Here is a 14,193-nt window from a genome sequence, read left to right on the forward strand (position 1 = left end):
AGTGCGGCAGGGCGCGCTCATGTCGGCGTCGCCTTCTTCGGCTTCTTGCGGCTCTCGGCGCGGGCGGCGGCCGCCTCCTCGGTGAGGCGCACCACGACGCGGTCGGCCATGCGCAGATCGACGGCGATGATGTCGCGTTCGAGGATGCGGTTCTCGCGCTCGATCCGCACGAGACGGGTCAGCGCCTCGGCGGCCCCCGTCTCGGGCAGGCGGATGTCGACGCCGTCGAGCTTGAGCGTCCAGCGCCGGCCCGAGACGAAGGTGCCGGCCTTGATGCGGGTCCCGAGGGGACCTGCGGCCTCGATCAGGCCGAGGTATTCGGTGAGGCGGGCATTGGCCCCCTCCCCCACGACCAAGGGCAGGTTGACGTAGCGCTCGTCGCGCATCTCGTCGATCACGGTGCCGTCGGCGGCGATCACCTGGATCTCGCCGTTGCGCTGCCACAGGCCGGCGGGCTCGCGCTCGACCTGATTGATGACGATCTCGTTGGGATAGAGCTTACGCACCGACACGCTGGCGATCAGCGGCTCGGCCAGCAGCCGCTCGCGCGCCTTGTCGAGATCGAGGAACGGCACCGAGGAGCGCCAGTCGATTCCCGCGGCGGAGAGCACCTCGCGCTCGTACATCCGCGAGATGCCGGTGATCGTCACCCGCTCGACGCCGAAGCCGGCGATTCGGGCGGCGATGTCCAGCGGCCGGCCGTTCTCGACGACGAAGGCGTCGTAGCGCCCGCTCGCCACGAAGCCGGCGAGCGCCAGCACGCCGGACAGGCCGGAGACCAGGGCGATGCCGGCGAGCCGCGGCACGCGCTGCTCGATCGGCGCGGCCGCGCGGAGGCGCCGGGCGGAGAACCGCCGCAGAACCCGGGGCAGCCGCAGCCGGAACCCCGCGGGGGCTCCGCCGCTTCCGAGGCCGGAAGCGTTCAGCGGCTGAGAGAAGCGTCCTCCACCATCCATCGGACGAGTTCACCGAAACTCAGGCCTGCGTGGGCCGCGATCTCCGGCACAAGGCTCGTCTGGGTCATGCCGGGCTGCGTGTTGACCTCCAGCACGACGAGGGCGCCGGTTCCCCCCGGCGTGTCGTCGTAACGTAGGTCGGCACGGCTGACGCCACGGCATCCCAGTGCTTGATGCGCCGTTAACGCCAACTCTTGGACACGCTGGTAAACATTTGGTTTAAGGTCGGCGGGAAGGACGTGAATCGACCCCCCTCCGGCGTACTTTGCGTCGAAGTCGTACCACTCCCCCGACACCGGCTTGATCTCGGTCACCCCCAGCGCCCGGTCGCCGATCACGGCGCAGGTCAGCTCGCGGCCGGCAACGTAAGTCTCCGCAAGGACTTCCTCGCCGTAGGTCCACTCGTCCGAGGCCAGGATCCGGGGCGGCTCGGAGGCCTCGTCGCGCACGATGATGACCCCCATGGAGGAGCCCTCGGCGATGGGCTTCACGACATACGGGGGAGTTAACGGGTGTGACTTCGCCGCATCATGACGGTTAACGACGCGGCCCTCCGGCACGCTAACGCCGGCCGCGCGCATGACCGTTTTGGCACGCTCCTTGTGCATGGCGAGCGCCGAGGCCAGCACGCCGGAATGGGTGTAGGGAATCTTCAGGATTTCGAGCAGGCCCTGGATGGTGCCGTCCTCGCCCGCCGGCCCGTGGAGCGCGTTCAGCGCCACATCGGGCCGCAGCTCGGTCAGCACGGTGGCGATGTCGGGCCCGACATCGACCGGCGTCACCCGGAACCCCTCCCCTTCCAGCGCGCGGGCGCAGGCGGTGCCGGAGCGGAGCGAGATCTCCCGCTCGGAAGACCAGCCGCCCATCAGGACGGCGACGTGCTTGGACATGGGTTGGCTCCGGAAAGTGGGGAGGTCAGGTCTCGCTTGGGCCCGGCCCGAGCGGGGCGCGGATGCCGCGGCATGGTTCGGCCGTCGCCTCGGGCGTTGCCGCGGTGGAGATGCAGCCCGGCGGATCGGGCACGTAGGCAGAGAAACCGTCTCCGGCCCGCTCGATGACGACGGCGTAGCGCATCAATCCTGTCTCCGCGGAGCCCTTTCGACCCGATTCATTCCACGCGATGCGACCAAACTCAGGTTCTTGTCCAACCCCACACCCTCATCCGGAGGTGCGAAGCGCAGCGGAGCCTCGAAGGAGGGCTCCAGTTCGCTCAGCGATCCCTGGAGCCCTCCTTCGAGGCCGCTTCGCGGCACCTCAGGATGAGGGGGTTGGGTCGGACGGCACGGCTCAGGCGTCCGTGGCGGGCACGCCGATCCGCTTGATCTCCCAGTGCAGCTCGACGCCGGAAGATTCGCGAACACGGCGGCGGACCTCCTCGCCCAGCCCCTCGATATCGGCCGCCGTGGCGCCGCCGCGGTTGATCAGGAAGTTGCAGTGCATCTCCGACACCTGGGCCCCGCCCATGGTGAGCCCGCGACAGCCGGCGGCGTCGATGAGTTGCCAGGCCTTGCCGCCATCCGGGTTCTTGAAGGTCGAGCCGCCGGTGCGCTCGCGGATCGGCTGGGCCGCCTCGCGGGCGGCCGTGACCCGCTCCATCTCGGCTTCGATCTCTTCGCGATTGCCCGGACGGCCGTGGAAGGTGGCTTGCGTAAAAATCACGTCGTCGGGGGCCGACGAGTGGCGATAGCGAAAACCCATCTCGGCGTGGGTGAAGGTCCGGGCCTCGCCCTTGCGGTCGATGCCGCGGGCCTGGGTGAGCACGTCGGTGGTCTCGCCGCCATGCGCACCCGCGTTCATGCGCAGCGCCCCGCCGACCGAGCCGGGGATGCCGCGGAAGAAGGCGAGGCCGTCCAGCGAGGCTTCCGCCGCGGTTTTGGCCAACCGCATGTCCGGCACCGCGGTGCCGGCCCGGATCGTCTCGCCGTCGATCTCGACCGAGCCGAACGCCTTGCCGCCGAGCCGGATCGTCACGCCGGGAATGCCGCCGTCGCGCACGATCAGGTTCGAGCCGAGGCCAATCACGGTCACCGGCACCGCCGGGTCGAGGGCGGCGAGGAAGTCGGACAGATCCTCCTCGTCGGCCGGGCTGAACAGCACCTGCGCCGGCCCGCCGACGCGAAACCACGTGAGGTCGGACAGCGACTGGTTCTCGAGGAGCCGGCCGCGGAGGTTGGGTGCGGCGGCGCGGATGGCGTCGGTGAGTGAGTGCGCGGTCATCCAGTGTCTCCCCCTCTCCCCGCACGCGGGGAGAGGGCTTCGGCGACCTCGTCGTCGCCGAAGCGAGGCGGCAGCCGGGGGTGAGGGGGCGGCACCGGATGAGGCTCAGGCTGACACGCCCCCTCACCTTCGCTACCGCTTGTCGCGCCGACGACGAGGTCGCCGCGACCCTCTCCCCGCGTGCGGGGAGAGGGGGGAAGCGCGGCCAGGATCGTGTCGAGCACGCCGATCGTGTTCGTCATGGCCTTCGCGTTCCAGAAGCGCAACACGCGGTAGCCGCGCTGCGTTAGCCAAGCGTCCCGAATGGCATCGTAAGCGCTCTCGGCGTGTTGGCTCCCATCGAGTTCGACGATCAGCTTCGCCTCGCGGCAGCAGAAATCGGCCACGTAGGGCCCGACGCTCTCCTGCCGCACGAACTTGAACCCAGCGAGGCGACGGTCCCGGAGACGCAGCCAAAGGCGCCGTTCCGCTTCCGTCTGGTCATGCCTCAGCCGTTTGCGAAATCCGCTCCGCTCATCGTCCGCGGAGCGCATTCCTCACCCCTTCAACGCCGCCAGCTCCCCCGGCAGCGCGTAGGCCCACTGGGTGATCGTGCCGGCCCCAAGGCACACCACGTAATCGCCCGCCTGTGCCCGGCCGGCGACGAGCCCGGCCAGCTCCTCCGGGGCGTTCAGCGCCAGCGCGTCGCGGTGCCCGCGGGACTTCAGGCCCGCCACCAGCGAATCGCGGTCGAAGCCTTCGATCGGCGTCTCGCCCGCGGCATAGACCGGGGCGACGATGACCGTGTCGGCGTCGTTGAAGCAGGTGCAGAAATCCTCGAACAGGGATTGCAGACGGGTGTAGCGGTGCGGCTGCACCACGGCGACGACGTTGCCGTCGGTCGAGGCGCGGGCGGCGCGCAGCACGGCGGCGATCTCGACGGGATGGTGGCCGTAATCGTCGAAGATCGTCGCGCCGTTCCACTCGCCCGTGCGGGTGAAGCGGCGCTTGACGCCGCCGAAGCCCGAGAGCGCCTTGCGGATCGCGTCCTCGGAGACGCCGAGTTCGTGGGCGACCGCGAGCGCGGCGGTGGCGTTCAGGGCGTTGTGCTTGCCCGGCATCGGCAGGACGAGGTCGCCCATCTCCAAGCGGAAGCCGGGGCGGCGGTCGCGGATCATCACGCGGAAGCGGCTCTGGCCACCCTTCAGGTCGATGTCGAGGAGGCGCACGTCGGCCTGGGGGTTCTCGCCGTAGGTGATGATGCGCCGGTCCTCGATATGGCCGACGAGGTCCTGCACGATCGGGTGATCGATGCACATCACCGCGAAGCCGTAGAACGGGATGTTGTCGATGAAGCGCCGGAAGGCGTCCTTGATCGCGTCGAACGAGCCGAAATGGTCGAGATGCTCGGGGTCGATGTTGGTGACGATGGCGACATCCGCCGGCAGCTTGAGGAAGGTGCCATCGGATTCGTCGGCCTCCACCACCATCCAGTCGCCCGCGCCCATGCGGGCATTGGTGCCGTAGGCGTTGATGATGCCGCCGTTGATCACCGTCGGGTCGAGGTTGCCGGCGTCGAGCAGCGTCGCGACAAGCGAGGTCGTCGTGGTCTTGCCGTGGGTGCCGGCCACCGCGACGCAGGACTTGAACCGCATCAGCTCGGCCAGCATCTCGGCGCGGCGCACGACGGGCAGGCGGCGCTCGCGGGCCTCGACCAGTTCCGGGTTGTCGCGGCGGATCGCGGTCGAGACCACGACGAGGGCGGCGTTCTCGACGTTCTCGGCCCGGTGGCCGACGAAGGTGCGGATGCCCTTCTCGGCCAGCCGCCGGACGTTGGCGTTGTCGTTCGCGTCCGAGCCCTGCACGGTGTAGCCGAGATTGGCCATCACCTCGGCGATGCCGGACATGCCGATGCCGCCGATGCCGATGAAGTGGATGGGGCCGAGCTTTTCGGGCAGCTTCATGTGACGGAGCCTTCGAGAGCCGGGGCGCGACGGGCGCCTCAGGCTTGAATCAGGTAGCCGATGCGGTTTCGACCACCACGGCGGCGAGGCGGTCGGCGGCGTCGAGGATGCGGGCGGTTTTGGCCGCCGCCGCCGCTTCGGTCAATTTCCGGCCCGCGCCGAACAGGTCCACCAGTTCCGCGGCCAGCCGATCCGGCGTGAAGGCGCTCTGCTGGATCGCGAGCGCGGCGCCGATGCCGGCGAGCGTCGCGGCGTTGGCGGCCTGATCCTGATCGAGGGCGCCGGGCAGCGGCACGAGGATCGCCGGGCGGCCGATGGCGGCGAGTTCCGAGACGGTCGAGGCGCCCGAGCGCGCCACGATGAGGTGGCTCGCGGCCATGCGGCTCGGCAGGTCCTTGAAGAACGGCGCCGCCTCGATCCCGGCGAGCCCCATGGCGAGGTAGCGGTTCTGCACCGCGGTCAGGTCCTCGGGCCGGGCCTGCTGGACGAGATGGAGGCGGGCGCGCAGGTCGCCGGGCAGCTTCTCGAGGGCGGCCGGCACGACCTCGCTCATCACGCGGGCGCCCTGGCTGCCGCCGAACACGAGGAGGCGCAGGGGAGCATTACCGTCGAGGGCCGGATAGGGCGTGTCGGCCACGGACAAAACCGCCGGGCGGATCGGGTTGCCGGTGTGGACGCGGCGCGCGGTCGCCTTCTCCGGCACGCCGCGCACGTCCGCGAAGCCGGTGGCGATGACGCGGGCGCCCTTGGCCAGGAAGCCGTTGGCCCGGCCCATCACGGCGTTCTGCTCGTGCAGGATGGTCGGCACCTTGAGGAGTTGCGCGGCCAGCATCGGCGGCACGGTCGGGTAGCCGCCGAAGCCGACGACCGCGGCCGGGTTGAGCCGGCGCACGGCGCGCGCCGCCTGCCCGAAGCCGCGCCCGAGCGTCACCATGGCACCGGCCCGCCGCACCAGCGAGCGGCCCGAGGGCGTGGCCGAGGCGATGGTGACGAGCTCGTCCGCCGGAAAGTCGCCGGCGATCGAATCGACGCGCGCGTCCGTGGCGAGCGCGACCCGGATGCCGCGCGCCTTCAGGGCGTAGGCGAGGCTCTGCGCGGGAAACAGGTGTCCACCCGTCCCCCCCGCGCAGACCAGAACCAGGGGCGTAAAAACAGTCATCTTGTTTGTCCTCGATGCTGACGCCTCGAGGACGACCCGCCGCACGAGCGGCGACGCACATTCGCGCTTGCCGACGGCCTCGGCCAAGCGGTGCCGATCGTGTTCGCCGTCGGGTTCACTGCATGATCCCCGGAACCGCCGACGGCAGCGTGCCCGGCGGGCGCTGGCTCAGCATCGTCGTGCGCGGGCGCTTGCGGGTGAGCGCCACGAGGAAGCCCATGCCGAGCGCCAGCGAGATCAGCGACGAGCCGCCGTAGGAGACGAACGGCAGCGTCATGCCCTTGGCCGGCATCAGCTGCGTGTTCACCGCCATGTTGATGCAGGCCTGGAGGCCGAACAGGGTGGTCAGACCGGTGATGGCGAGCCTCGAAAAGGTGTCGTCGGTGCGGCGCGCGAGCTTGAGCCCGCGCATGACGATGTAGGCGAAGAGCGCCACGAGGCCCAGGCACACCAGCACGCCGAATTCCTCGCCGGTGACGGAGAAGATGAAGTCGGTATGCGCGTCGGGCAGGTGGCGCTTGGCCACGCCCTCGCCCGGCCCGGTGCCGAACCAGCCGCCGGAATTGAACGATTCCCGCGACCAGAACTCCTGGAAGCTGTCGCCCGAATCGCGGTCCATGAAGCGGTTGATGCGCTCGCGCACGTGGTGGAGGAAGGTGTAGGCGGCGAATACCCCGGTGAGCCCGAGCGCGCCGAGGCCCGCGACCCAGAACCAGTGCAGGCCCGCGACGAAGAACAGCGCGCACCACACCATGGTGATCAGCATGGTCTGACCGAAATCGGGCTGGAGGATCAGCGGGACGATGGTGACCGGCAGGAGCAGGATGGCGAGCAGCCCGCCCGGCATGTCGCGACGCTGCGCCCCCTCCGAGAACGCCCAGGCGGCCACCACCACGAAGGCCGGCTTCACGAACTCGGACGGCTGCAGGCCGAACGAGCCGAACTGGATCCAGCGATGCGCGCCCTTGATCTCGGGGCCGAACTTGCCCGCCGCAATGCAGAGCGTGACGCCGATCAGCCACGTCACCAGGGCGAAGCGGCGGATGTGGCGCACCGACAGGAACGACACGGCGATGATGAGCAGGATGGTGGGCGCGAGATAGAGCGCCTGACGGTTGAGGAAGTAGAAGGTCGGCAAGCCGATGCGCTCGGCCACCGGCGGACCGCCGCCCATCAGGAAGACGAGGCCGGCCACCATCAGGCAGCCGAGGCCCGCGAGCAGGCCGCGATCCACCGTCCACCACCAATCGGCCAGGGGGCTGCGTTCGGCGCGCGACATCATGGCGGGGCTCGACTCCGAGGGCGCGTCATCCCGCGACGAGACACGGGCGGCCCGCCGTGATGGTGGTCTGTAAGGGTTAACGGTCTGTTGCCTGCGGCGCAGAGATTGGGTTGCCTGCAACTCCCCTCGCCGTCATTCCGGGGCGCGAAGCGAACCCGGACCCGAAGGGGCGCGCCGGAGGCGTGCAATCCACGACTGGCCGCGACGGTTCGATTGCGACCGGGCACCGCGCATCACGGGTGGATTCCGGGTTCCGCTGCGCGGCCCCGGAATGACGGCCGTTGAGGGTGAAAAGCGCCGTTCGCGTCACAGCCCAACTGAAAACAACCACCCAGCCATGCACATCCGCGCGCATCCGCCGCTTTGCGTCGGCCCGGTCGCGTGATACGGGCCCTTGCCAACCCGATCCCGCTGGCCGAACGCTTCGGTCCGGCGCTGTCTTCGTCACCGGAGTTGGTTCATGGCCCGTATCAGCGCAGATTCGATCATCGAGGGCCTCACCTTCGACGATGTGCTGCTGCGCCCCGCCGCCTCCTCGGTGATGCCGACGGAGGTCGACGTCGCCACGCGGCTGACCCGCACGATCCATCTCAACCTGCCGATCATCGCCTCCGCCATGGACACGGTGACCGAAGCCCCCATGGCCATCGCCATGGCGCAGAACGGCGGGCTCGGCGTCATCCACCGCAACCTCGAGCCGGCCGAGCAGGCCGAGCAGGTCCGCCTCGTCAAGAAGTACGAGTCGGGCATGGTGCTCAACCCGATCACCATCCACCCCGACGAGACGCTGGCCGACGCCTTCGAGGTGATGAAGAAGAACCGGATCTCCGGCATCCCGGTGGTCGAGCGCGGCCCCAACGGCTCGCGAGGCAAGCTCGTCGGCATCCTGACGAACCGCGACGTGCGCTTCGCCACCAAGACCGGCCAGCCGGTGGCCGAGCTGATGACCCGCGACCGACTCATCACGGTGCGCGAGGGCGTGACGCAGGACGAGGCCAAGCGCCTGCTGCACCAGTTCCGCATCGAGAAGCTCTTGGTCGTCGACGACCACTACCGCTGCATCGGCCTGATCACCGTCAAGGACATCGAGAAGCAGGTCGCCTACCCGAGCGCCGTCAAGGACGAGCAGGGCCGCCTGCGCGTCGCCGCCGCCACCACCACGGGTGACAGCGGCTTCGAGCGGGCCGAACGCCTGATCGATGCGGGCTGCGACGTGATCGTGGTCGACACCGCCCACGGCCATTCCCGCAAGGTGCTCGACAGCGTCGCGCGGGTGAAGCAGCTCTCCAACGCCGTGCAGATCATCGCGGGCAACGTCGCCACCGCCGAGGGCGCCCGCGCGCTGATCGATGCGGGTGCCGACGCGATCAAGGTCGGCATCGGGCCGGGCTCGATCTGCACCACCCGCATCGTCGCGGGCGTCGGCGTGCCCCAGCTCACCGCGCTGATGGAGGCGGTCGAGGCGGCGCAGGGCGCGGACGTGCCGGTGATCGCCGACGGCGGCATCAAGTTCTCGGGCGACCTCGCCAAGGCGATCGCCGCCGGCGCCTCGGTGGCGATGCTCGGCTCGCTGCTCGCGGGCACCGACGAGGCACCGGGCGAGGTCTTCCTGTACCAGGGCCGCTCGTACAAGAGCTACCGGGGCATGGGCTCGGTGGGCGCCATGGCCCGCGGCTCCGCCGACCGCTACTTCCAGGCCGAGGTCAGCGACACCCACAAGCTCGTGCCGGAGGGCATCGAGGGTCAGGTGCCGTACAAGGGCCCGGTGGCCGCCGTGCTGCACCAGCTCGCGGGGGGCCTGCGCGCCGCCATGGGCTATGTCGGCGCCGCGACCGTGCCGGAGTTCCAGGAGCGGGCGCAGTTCGTGCGCATCACCAATGCGGGCCTGCGCGAGAGCCACGTCCACGACGTGACCATCACCCGCGAGAGCCCGAACTACCCGAGCCGGGCCTGAGCGCCCGGCCTCACAGCCAGATCAGGCTGACGACGAGGATCGTGCATTCGAAGGCGATCAGCGTCCCGAGGACGTAGGTCACCCAGTGCTCGGCATCCTCGATCGGGTCCGCCGGGTCGTCTTCGATCATCATCGCCCGTCTCCCCTCGCTTCATGAGGGGTAGACGGGGCGCATTCGGACGGCCTTGACGTAGATTAGGCCGTCTGCCGGAAACACCTTTGCGGAAATCATAAAAAAGCTCCGCGTGCCGTGGAGGCCGCGGAGCTGAAGTCTCGGGAGAAACCGGCCCCGGCGGCGCAAGTCCATGGCGCGCCGCCGAAGTCGAACCGGATGAGCCATCCGGCCTGGGCTTCACGTCATCCGAAGAGCCGCCCGCAATCATTCACATGGATTGAGCGTCGCCGCAGTTTTTCGGTGATCGACGGCCCGGTTTCTTGCGGAGACTGCCGGATATCACAGGCCCGGCAGGCGGCCGAGATCGAGCCGGCCCGCATCCACGCTGCCGAGGCGGGCGAAGCGGCGCTCGATCGAGTCGGCGTAGCCCGCCAGCGTCCGGTGCCAGCCGAGCGCCTGCGCCTCCAGACCGGAGAAGCCGCCAAACGCGTCGGCGCCCGCGGCCTCGCGGGGCGTCGCCCGCGCCGGCCGGTCGAGGCGGGCTACCCGCGCGGCACGGCGCGGCTCGGCGCGCGGCGTGGCGGCGGCCTCCTGGCGCGGAAGCCGCGGCGCGGTGCTGCGGCGCTCGCCTTCGGCGCGGGCGGTGCGCACCGGCGCGGCGGCGGGCTTGGGCGCCGGGGCCGCGGCCGTGCGGGTCTTGGCGTCGGCCGCGTCGAACATCGCCCGGCAATCGGAACTCAGCCGCTCGCGCTCGCGCCGCAGGCAGGCGGCGGTGCGGCCGGGATCGGGGATCGACGAGGCGCAGAGCCGGAACGCGTCCGGCCCGCAGGCCGCGCGCTGCGCCTCCGTCCCCTGCGCGAGCGCAGGCGAGGCGGCGAGCAGCGGCAGGAGCAGGGCGAGCTTCGGAATGGTGGTCAAGGGCGTGCCTCCGTTCACGGGTTCGGACGGGGCCCTCGCGCGTCGCCGACGGCCCCGGACGGTTCGGGTCACCGCCCGGCCTGACGGCGGCGGTGTGAGCCGACAGGAGACCACAGGCTCGGCGTCCAACGCAAATCACAAGCGGCGTGAACGGGTTAGCTGAGCCGTAAGGCCCGCCGCGGCCTCCACCGCGACGGGCCGAAGGTCACTTCGTGATCTTCACCGAGACCGGGTCGCTCGACGGAAACGTCTCCTCCAGGGCCTCGTCGAGGCGCTCGTTGGCCTTGTCCTGGCGGTTCTCGGGGTTAGCCTTGTCGCCCTTGCCGTCCTGGCGGAAGCCCGCGGCCTTGGGATCGTCCTTCTGAGTGTTCTGGTCGGTCATCCGTGTCTCGCTTGTAAGAGGCGCCGCGCGTCCGGCGGCGGGAGATGCGGGTCCAACGCGGAGGGGCGGCGGGGTGTTTCGTCGCTCGGCGTGTCATCGACGGCGATCCGTTTACCGAACGACAGGGGGTTTGCCGCCATCCTCGACCGCCGGCCGTTGGGGAAGCGCCCATGCATGTCGTGATCCTGGCCGAGTTCGCCGCTGCCAGCGGCGGCGCCGAGAAGGTGGCGGTGGAATCTGCCCGCGGCCTCGCCGAGGCCGGCGCGCGCGTGAGCTTCATCCAGGCCGTGGACGGGCCGGTCGATGGGCTGCTCGACCATCCGGGCGTGCGGCGTGTGCCATTGAACCTGCCCGACGTGTGGTCGCTGCCCGCGTGGCGCGGGGCGGTGACCGGCATCTGGAACGGCGAGGCCGCGCGGCGGCTCACCGCTGCCCTCGACGCCCTGCCCGAGCCGGTCGATGCGCTGCACCTGCACCAGTGGAGCCGCGCCTTCTCGCCCGCCGTGCTGCCGGTGCTGCTGGCGCAGCCCGCGCCGCTGGTCCTGACGCTGCACGACTATTTTCTCGCCTGCCCCAACGGCGTCTATTACCGCTTCGATGAGGCCGAGCCCTGCGCCCTGCGGCCGATGTCGGCCGCGTGCCTTGCCGCCCCCTGCGATCCCAAGAGCCGGCTGCACAAGGCGGTGCGGGTCGGGCGCGCCGCGGCGCTTCGGGTCGCGGCCGGCGCCGCGCCGCTCGACGTGATCCATGTCTGCGACGCGAGCCGCAGCCGGATGGCGGCGATGCTGGCGGGAAGACGCTTGCGCCATCACCGCATCGACAACCCCGTGCGGGTCGCCCCCGACGCCCCGGCCGAGCCCGAGCGGGGTGACGCGGTCGCCTATGTCGGGCGGCTGACGGCGGAAAAGGGCGCCGACCTCGTGGCCGAGGCCGCTCGCCGGTCCGGATTGCCGGCCCTGTTCATCGGCGCCGGCCCGCTGGATGATTCTTTGCGTGCGCAAGGCGCCGAAGTGATCGGCTGGCGCAGCCCGGCCGAAGTGGCGGCGATCCTGTGGGCGCGGGCGCGGGCGGTCTGCGCGCCCTCGCGCTGGTACGAGACCGGGCCGCTGACGATCTACGAGGCCCTGGCGCAGGGGATTCCGGCCATCGCCTCGAACCGCTCGGGCGCGGCCGAAAAGGTGCGCCACGGCGAGACCGGACTCGTGGTCGAGCCGGAGGCCGGGGCGCTGGCCGAGGTTTTTCGGGTCCTGAAGGACGATGCCGTGGTCGCGCGGCTCGGCCGGGCCGCGCACGCGGCCTACTGGCAGGCGCCGCCGACGCTCGCCGCCCATGCCGGGGCGCTGCTCGACCTCTACCGGCGGCTGGCGGAGGAAACCGCCGAGCGGCGCAGCGGCCGGAACGGAAATTTCAACGATGGCACGACTGTCGCTGCAATGCGGTGACGAACCCGCTTTTCGCAGTCGCGAAGCGGTTGGCCAAGCTCGATTTCGTTATTATAGTGCCGTCTGTGCGGCCCTCCGCGGGCGGTGCGCCGACATGCGCCCTTGAGCTTCCATTATTGGAATCAGCAGCATAGCCGATTCACGTCAGCCGGCTTCGGCAGCCCGGTTACTCGCTTGACTTTTATGTTGCACCGCAACATATAAGACGCGGGCCGGTCATCCGACACGGACGGCGCCCCGCTTGAGGCGGCGCCCCGATCTCCCGGTCCGACCAGACAGGAGAGAGCGACATGAACACCCCGAATTTCGAGATCCCCACCCAGTTCCGCGACTTCGCCGACAAGAGCGTCGATCAGGCCCGCAACGCCTTCGGCACCCTCCTCAACGGCGCCGTGAAGACCTCGGAGCAGCTGCGCACCTCGACCGACACGGTCCAGTCGACCCTGCACGCCGCCGTGCTCAAGGGCCTCGACCACGCCAAGACCAACGCCGACACCACCTTCGACTACGCCCAACGCGTCGTCCGTGCGAAGGACGTGCGCGAGGCCTTCGAGATCCAGTCGGAGTTCGTAAAGACCCAGTTCGCCGCGATCCAGGCCCAGTTCAAGGAGTACGGTGCCCTCGCTCAGAGCGCCGCCCGCTAAAGCGCATGCCGACGAAGTGGATGCCGGTTCGTCGAAAGAATGCGCGGCAAAACAAGATCTTAGAGACGCCGACCTGATGCAATCAGGTCGTATACGGCTCTAAGCGATCACGCCTCCCGGTTCTGCCGGGATGCGGTTAGCATGAGCCGACGGGCCCGTCCCGAAGGCGCCATGCCGTGACGCACTCTCCCACGGCGCCCCGGACCCGCTCCGGGGTGGCCGGTGGGAGCGATTGTTTGACCGAGGAGTGAAGTCCATGTCGTCGAGCCGCCGTAGAGGACGTTCGTCGGGATCGCCCGCCACGGGTCGCCCGGCCGCCGCCGTGGACGAGGCGCCGGAGGCTGTCGCGGCCGAGGCGTCCCAGGATGCGGCGCCCGCCGAGACCGAGACCGCCGCCATCCCCGAGGTTCCCGCCGAGACCTCGCCCGAGACGGTGCAGGCCGCCGTCACCGACAGCGTGACCGAGACCGCCGAGCAGGCGGCGGAGACGGTCGAGGCGGTGCAGGACGAGACTGCCGCCACCGTGGCAGAGGCCGCCGAGCAGACCGCCGACGCGGTCGAGCAGACGACCGAGACGGTCGAGGCCGCCCAGGCCCAGGTCGTCGACAACGCCGCCGAGGCGGTCGAGCAGGCGACCGAAACCGTCCAGGCCGGGCAGGCCCAGGCCGTCGAGCACGCCGCCGAGACGGTCGATCAGGTCGCCGAGACCGCGATGACGCTGGCCGCCGCGCCGCTCGCCGCCGTCGAGGCCGCCACCGAGGCGACCCGCGCCCCGCTCGACGCATCGGCTAAGTCGTTCGCCAAGGCGACAGGCGCGCGCTTCACCTTTATTCCGACCTTCGAGCCGCTGAACGAGATCAACGCGACGCTGCTGGCCTTCGCCCGCGGCGAGAGCGAGGCAGCGGTGGCGCATTTCCAGGCGCTGTCGAAGGCGAAGTCCCCGGCCGAGGCGATGCGCCTTCAGGTCACCGAGTTCCAGCGCGCCGCCGACGCCTCGCTGACCTGCTTCAGCCACATCCTGCGCAGCGCCAACCGCTTCAGCGGCCCCGCCCGCTGGAATTAGTTTCCGTTTCTATGGATCGCACGAAAAACCCCGCACCGGCCGGTGCGGGGTTTTTGCGTTTCGAAGACGATTAGGATTGGCTCCGCGAAAGCGCCTATTTCCAAACCCTCACTCTCAT

Annotated in this window: 15 protein-coding genes; 4 read left to right on the forward strand and 11 right to left on the reverse strand. The window is 70.1% G+C overall.

From position 1 onward, the window contains the following. Positions 1-17: 17 nt before the first annotated feature. From AAHG03_RS14665 to AAHG03_RS14700, 8 genes are all read right to left on the reverse strand, one after another. The gene (locus tag AAHG03_RS14665) at positions 18-956 is read right to left on the reverse strand and encodes a cell division protein FtsQ/DivIB (protein WP_342151415.1); all 939 of its coding nucleotides are present in this window, start codon (positions 954-956) and stop codon (positions 18-20) included. Next, positions 923-1,846, reverse strand: a complete 924-nt coding sequence (locus AAHG03_RS14670; RefSeq protein WP_342151416.1) for a D-alanine--D-alanine ligase — start codon at positions 1,844-1,846, stop codon at positions 923-925. Before AAHG03_RS14670 ends, AAHG03_RS14665 begins: the two co-directional genes overlap by 34 nt. A gap of 25 nt (positions 1,847-1,871) precedes the next feature. Then, complete coding sequence (locus tag AAHG03_RS14675; RefSeq protein WP_342151417.1) at positions 1,872-2,030, reverse strand: type II toxin-antitoxin system HicB family antitoxin; 159 nt, start codon at positions 2,028-2,030, stop codon at positions 1,872-1,874. 213 nt (positions 2,031-2,243) lie between these two features. Then, positions 2,244-3,173, reverse strand: a complete 930-nt coding sequence (gene murB, locus AAHG03_RS14680; RefSeq protein ID WP_342151418.1) for a UDP-N-acetylmuramate dehydrogenase — start codon at positions 3,171-3,173, stop codon at positions 2,244-2,246. Further along, complete coding sequence (locus AAHG03_RS14685; RefSeq protein WP_342151419.1) at positions 3,170-3,706, reverse strand: endonuclease domain-containing protein; 537 nt, start codon at positions 3,704-3,706, stop codon at positions 3,170-3,172. Before AAHG03_RS14685 ends, murB begins: the two co-directional genes overlap by 4 nt. A 3-nt stretch (positions 3,707-3,709) precedes the next feature. After that, the gene (gene murC, locus AAHG03_RS14690; protein WP_342151420.1) at positions 3,710-5,116 is read right to left on the reverse strand and encodes a UDP-N-acetylmuramate--L-alanine ligase; all 1,407 of its coding nucleotides are present in this window, start codon (positions 5,114-5,116) and stop codon (positions 3,710-3,712) included. Positions 5,117-5,165: 49 nt separating this feature from the next. Further along, entirely contained in the window at positions 5,166-6,275 is a 1,110-nt protein-coding gene (murG, locus tag AAHG03_RS14695; protein WP_342151421.1) for an undecaprenyldiphospho-muramoylpentapeptide beta-N-acetylglucosaminyltransferase, read from the reverse strand. Between the two features lie 115 nt (positions 6,276-6,390). Further along, positions 6,391-7,557, reverse strand: coding sequence for an FtsW/RodA/SpoVE family cell cycle protein (locus AAHG03_RS14700; protein WP_342151422.1), 1,167 nt, complete (start codon positions 7,555-7,557; stop codon positions 6,391-6,393). Between the two features lie 460 nt (positions 7,558-8,017). Here AAHG03_RS14700 and guaB point away from each other — a divergent pair, with 460 nt between their 5' ends. Beyond that, positions 8,018-9,511, forward strand: a complete 1,494-nt coding sequence (gene guaB / locus AAHG03_RS14705) for an IMP dehydrogenase (protein WP_342151423.1) — start codon at positions 8,018-8,020, stop codon at positions 9,509-9,511. Positions 9,512-9,521: 10 nt separating this feature from the next. Here guaB and AAHG03_RS14710 read toward each other — a convergent pair whose 3' ends face one another. The 3 genes from AAHG03_RS14710 to AAHG03_RS14720 all read right to left on the reverse strand — a co-directional run bounded on the left by AAHG03_RS14710 (position 9,522) and on the right by AAHG03_RS14720 (position 10,926). After that, positions 9,522-9,644, reverse strand: a complete 123-nt coding sequence (locus tag AAHG03_RS14710; RefSeq protein WP_342151424.1) for a hypothetical protein — start codon at positions 9,642-9,644, stop codon at positions 9,522-9,524. A gap of 321 nt (positions 9,645-9,965) precedes the next feature. Further along, a complete protein-coding gene (locus AAHG03_RS14715) occupies positions 9,966-10,544 on the reverse strand; it encodes a hypothetical protein (RefSeq protein WP_342151425.1) in 579 nt (192 codons plus the stop codon). A 205-nt stretch (positions 10,545-10,749) separates the two neighbouring features. Beyond that, positions 10,750-10,926, reverse strand: a complete 177-nt coding sequence (locus tag AAHG03_RS14720; RefSeq protein ID WP_342151426.1) for a hypothetical protein — start codon at positions 10,924-10,926, stop codon at positions 10,750-10,752. A 170-nt stretch (positions 10,927-11,096) separates the two neighbouring features. Between AAHG03_RS14720 and AAHG03_RS14725 the strand changes: the two genes are divergently transcribed. From AAHG03_RS14725 to AAHG03_RS14735, 3 genes are all read left to right on the forward strand, one after another. Then, positions 11,097-12,368 (forward strand): glycosyltransferase, encoded by a 1,272-nt coding sequence (locus tag AAHG03_RS14725; protein ID WP_342151427.1) that lies wholly within the window; start codon positions 11,097-11,099, stop codon positions 12,366-12,368. A gap of 290 nt (positions 12,369-12,658) precedes the next feature. After that, positions 12,659-13,012, forward strand: a complete 354-nt coding sequence (locus AAHG03_RS14730; RefSeq protein WP_342151428.1) for a phasin — start codon at positions 12,659-12,661, stop codon at positions 13,010-13,012. A gap of 256 nt (positions 13,013-13,268) precedes the next feature. Next, on the forward strand, positions 13,269-14,075 hold the full coding sequence (locus AAHG03_RS14735; RefSeq protein ID WP_342151429.1) for a phasin family protein: 807 nt from the start codon (positions 13,269-13,271) through the stop codon (positions 14,073-14,075). The last annotated feature ends 118 nt before the right edge of the window (positions 14,076-14,193 follow it).

The sequence above is a fragment of the Methylorubrum subtropicum genome (genome assembly GCF_038442325.1).
Lineage (GTDB): Bacteria > Pseudomonadota > Alphaproteobacteria > Rhizobiales > Beijerinckiaceae > Methylobacterium > Methylobacterium subtropicum.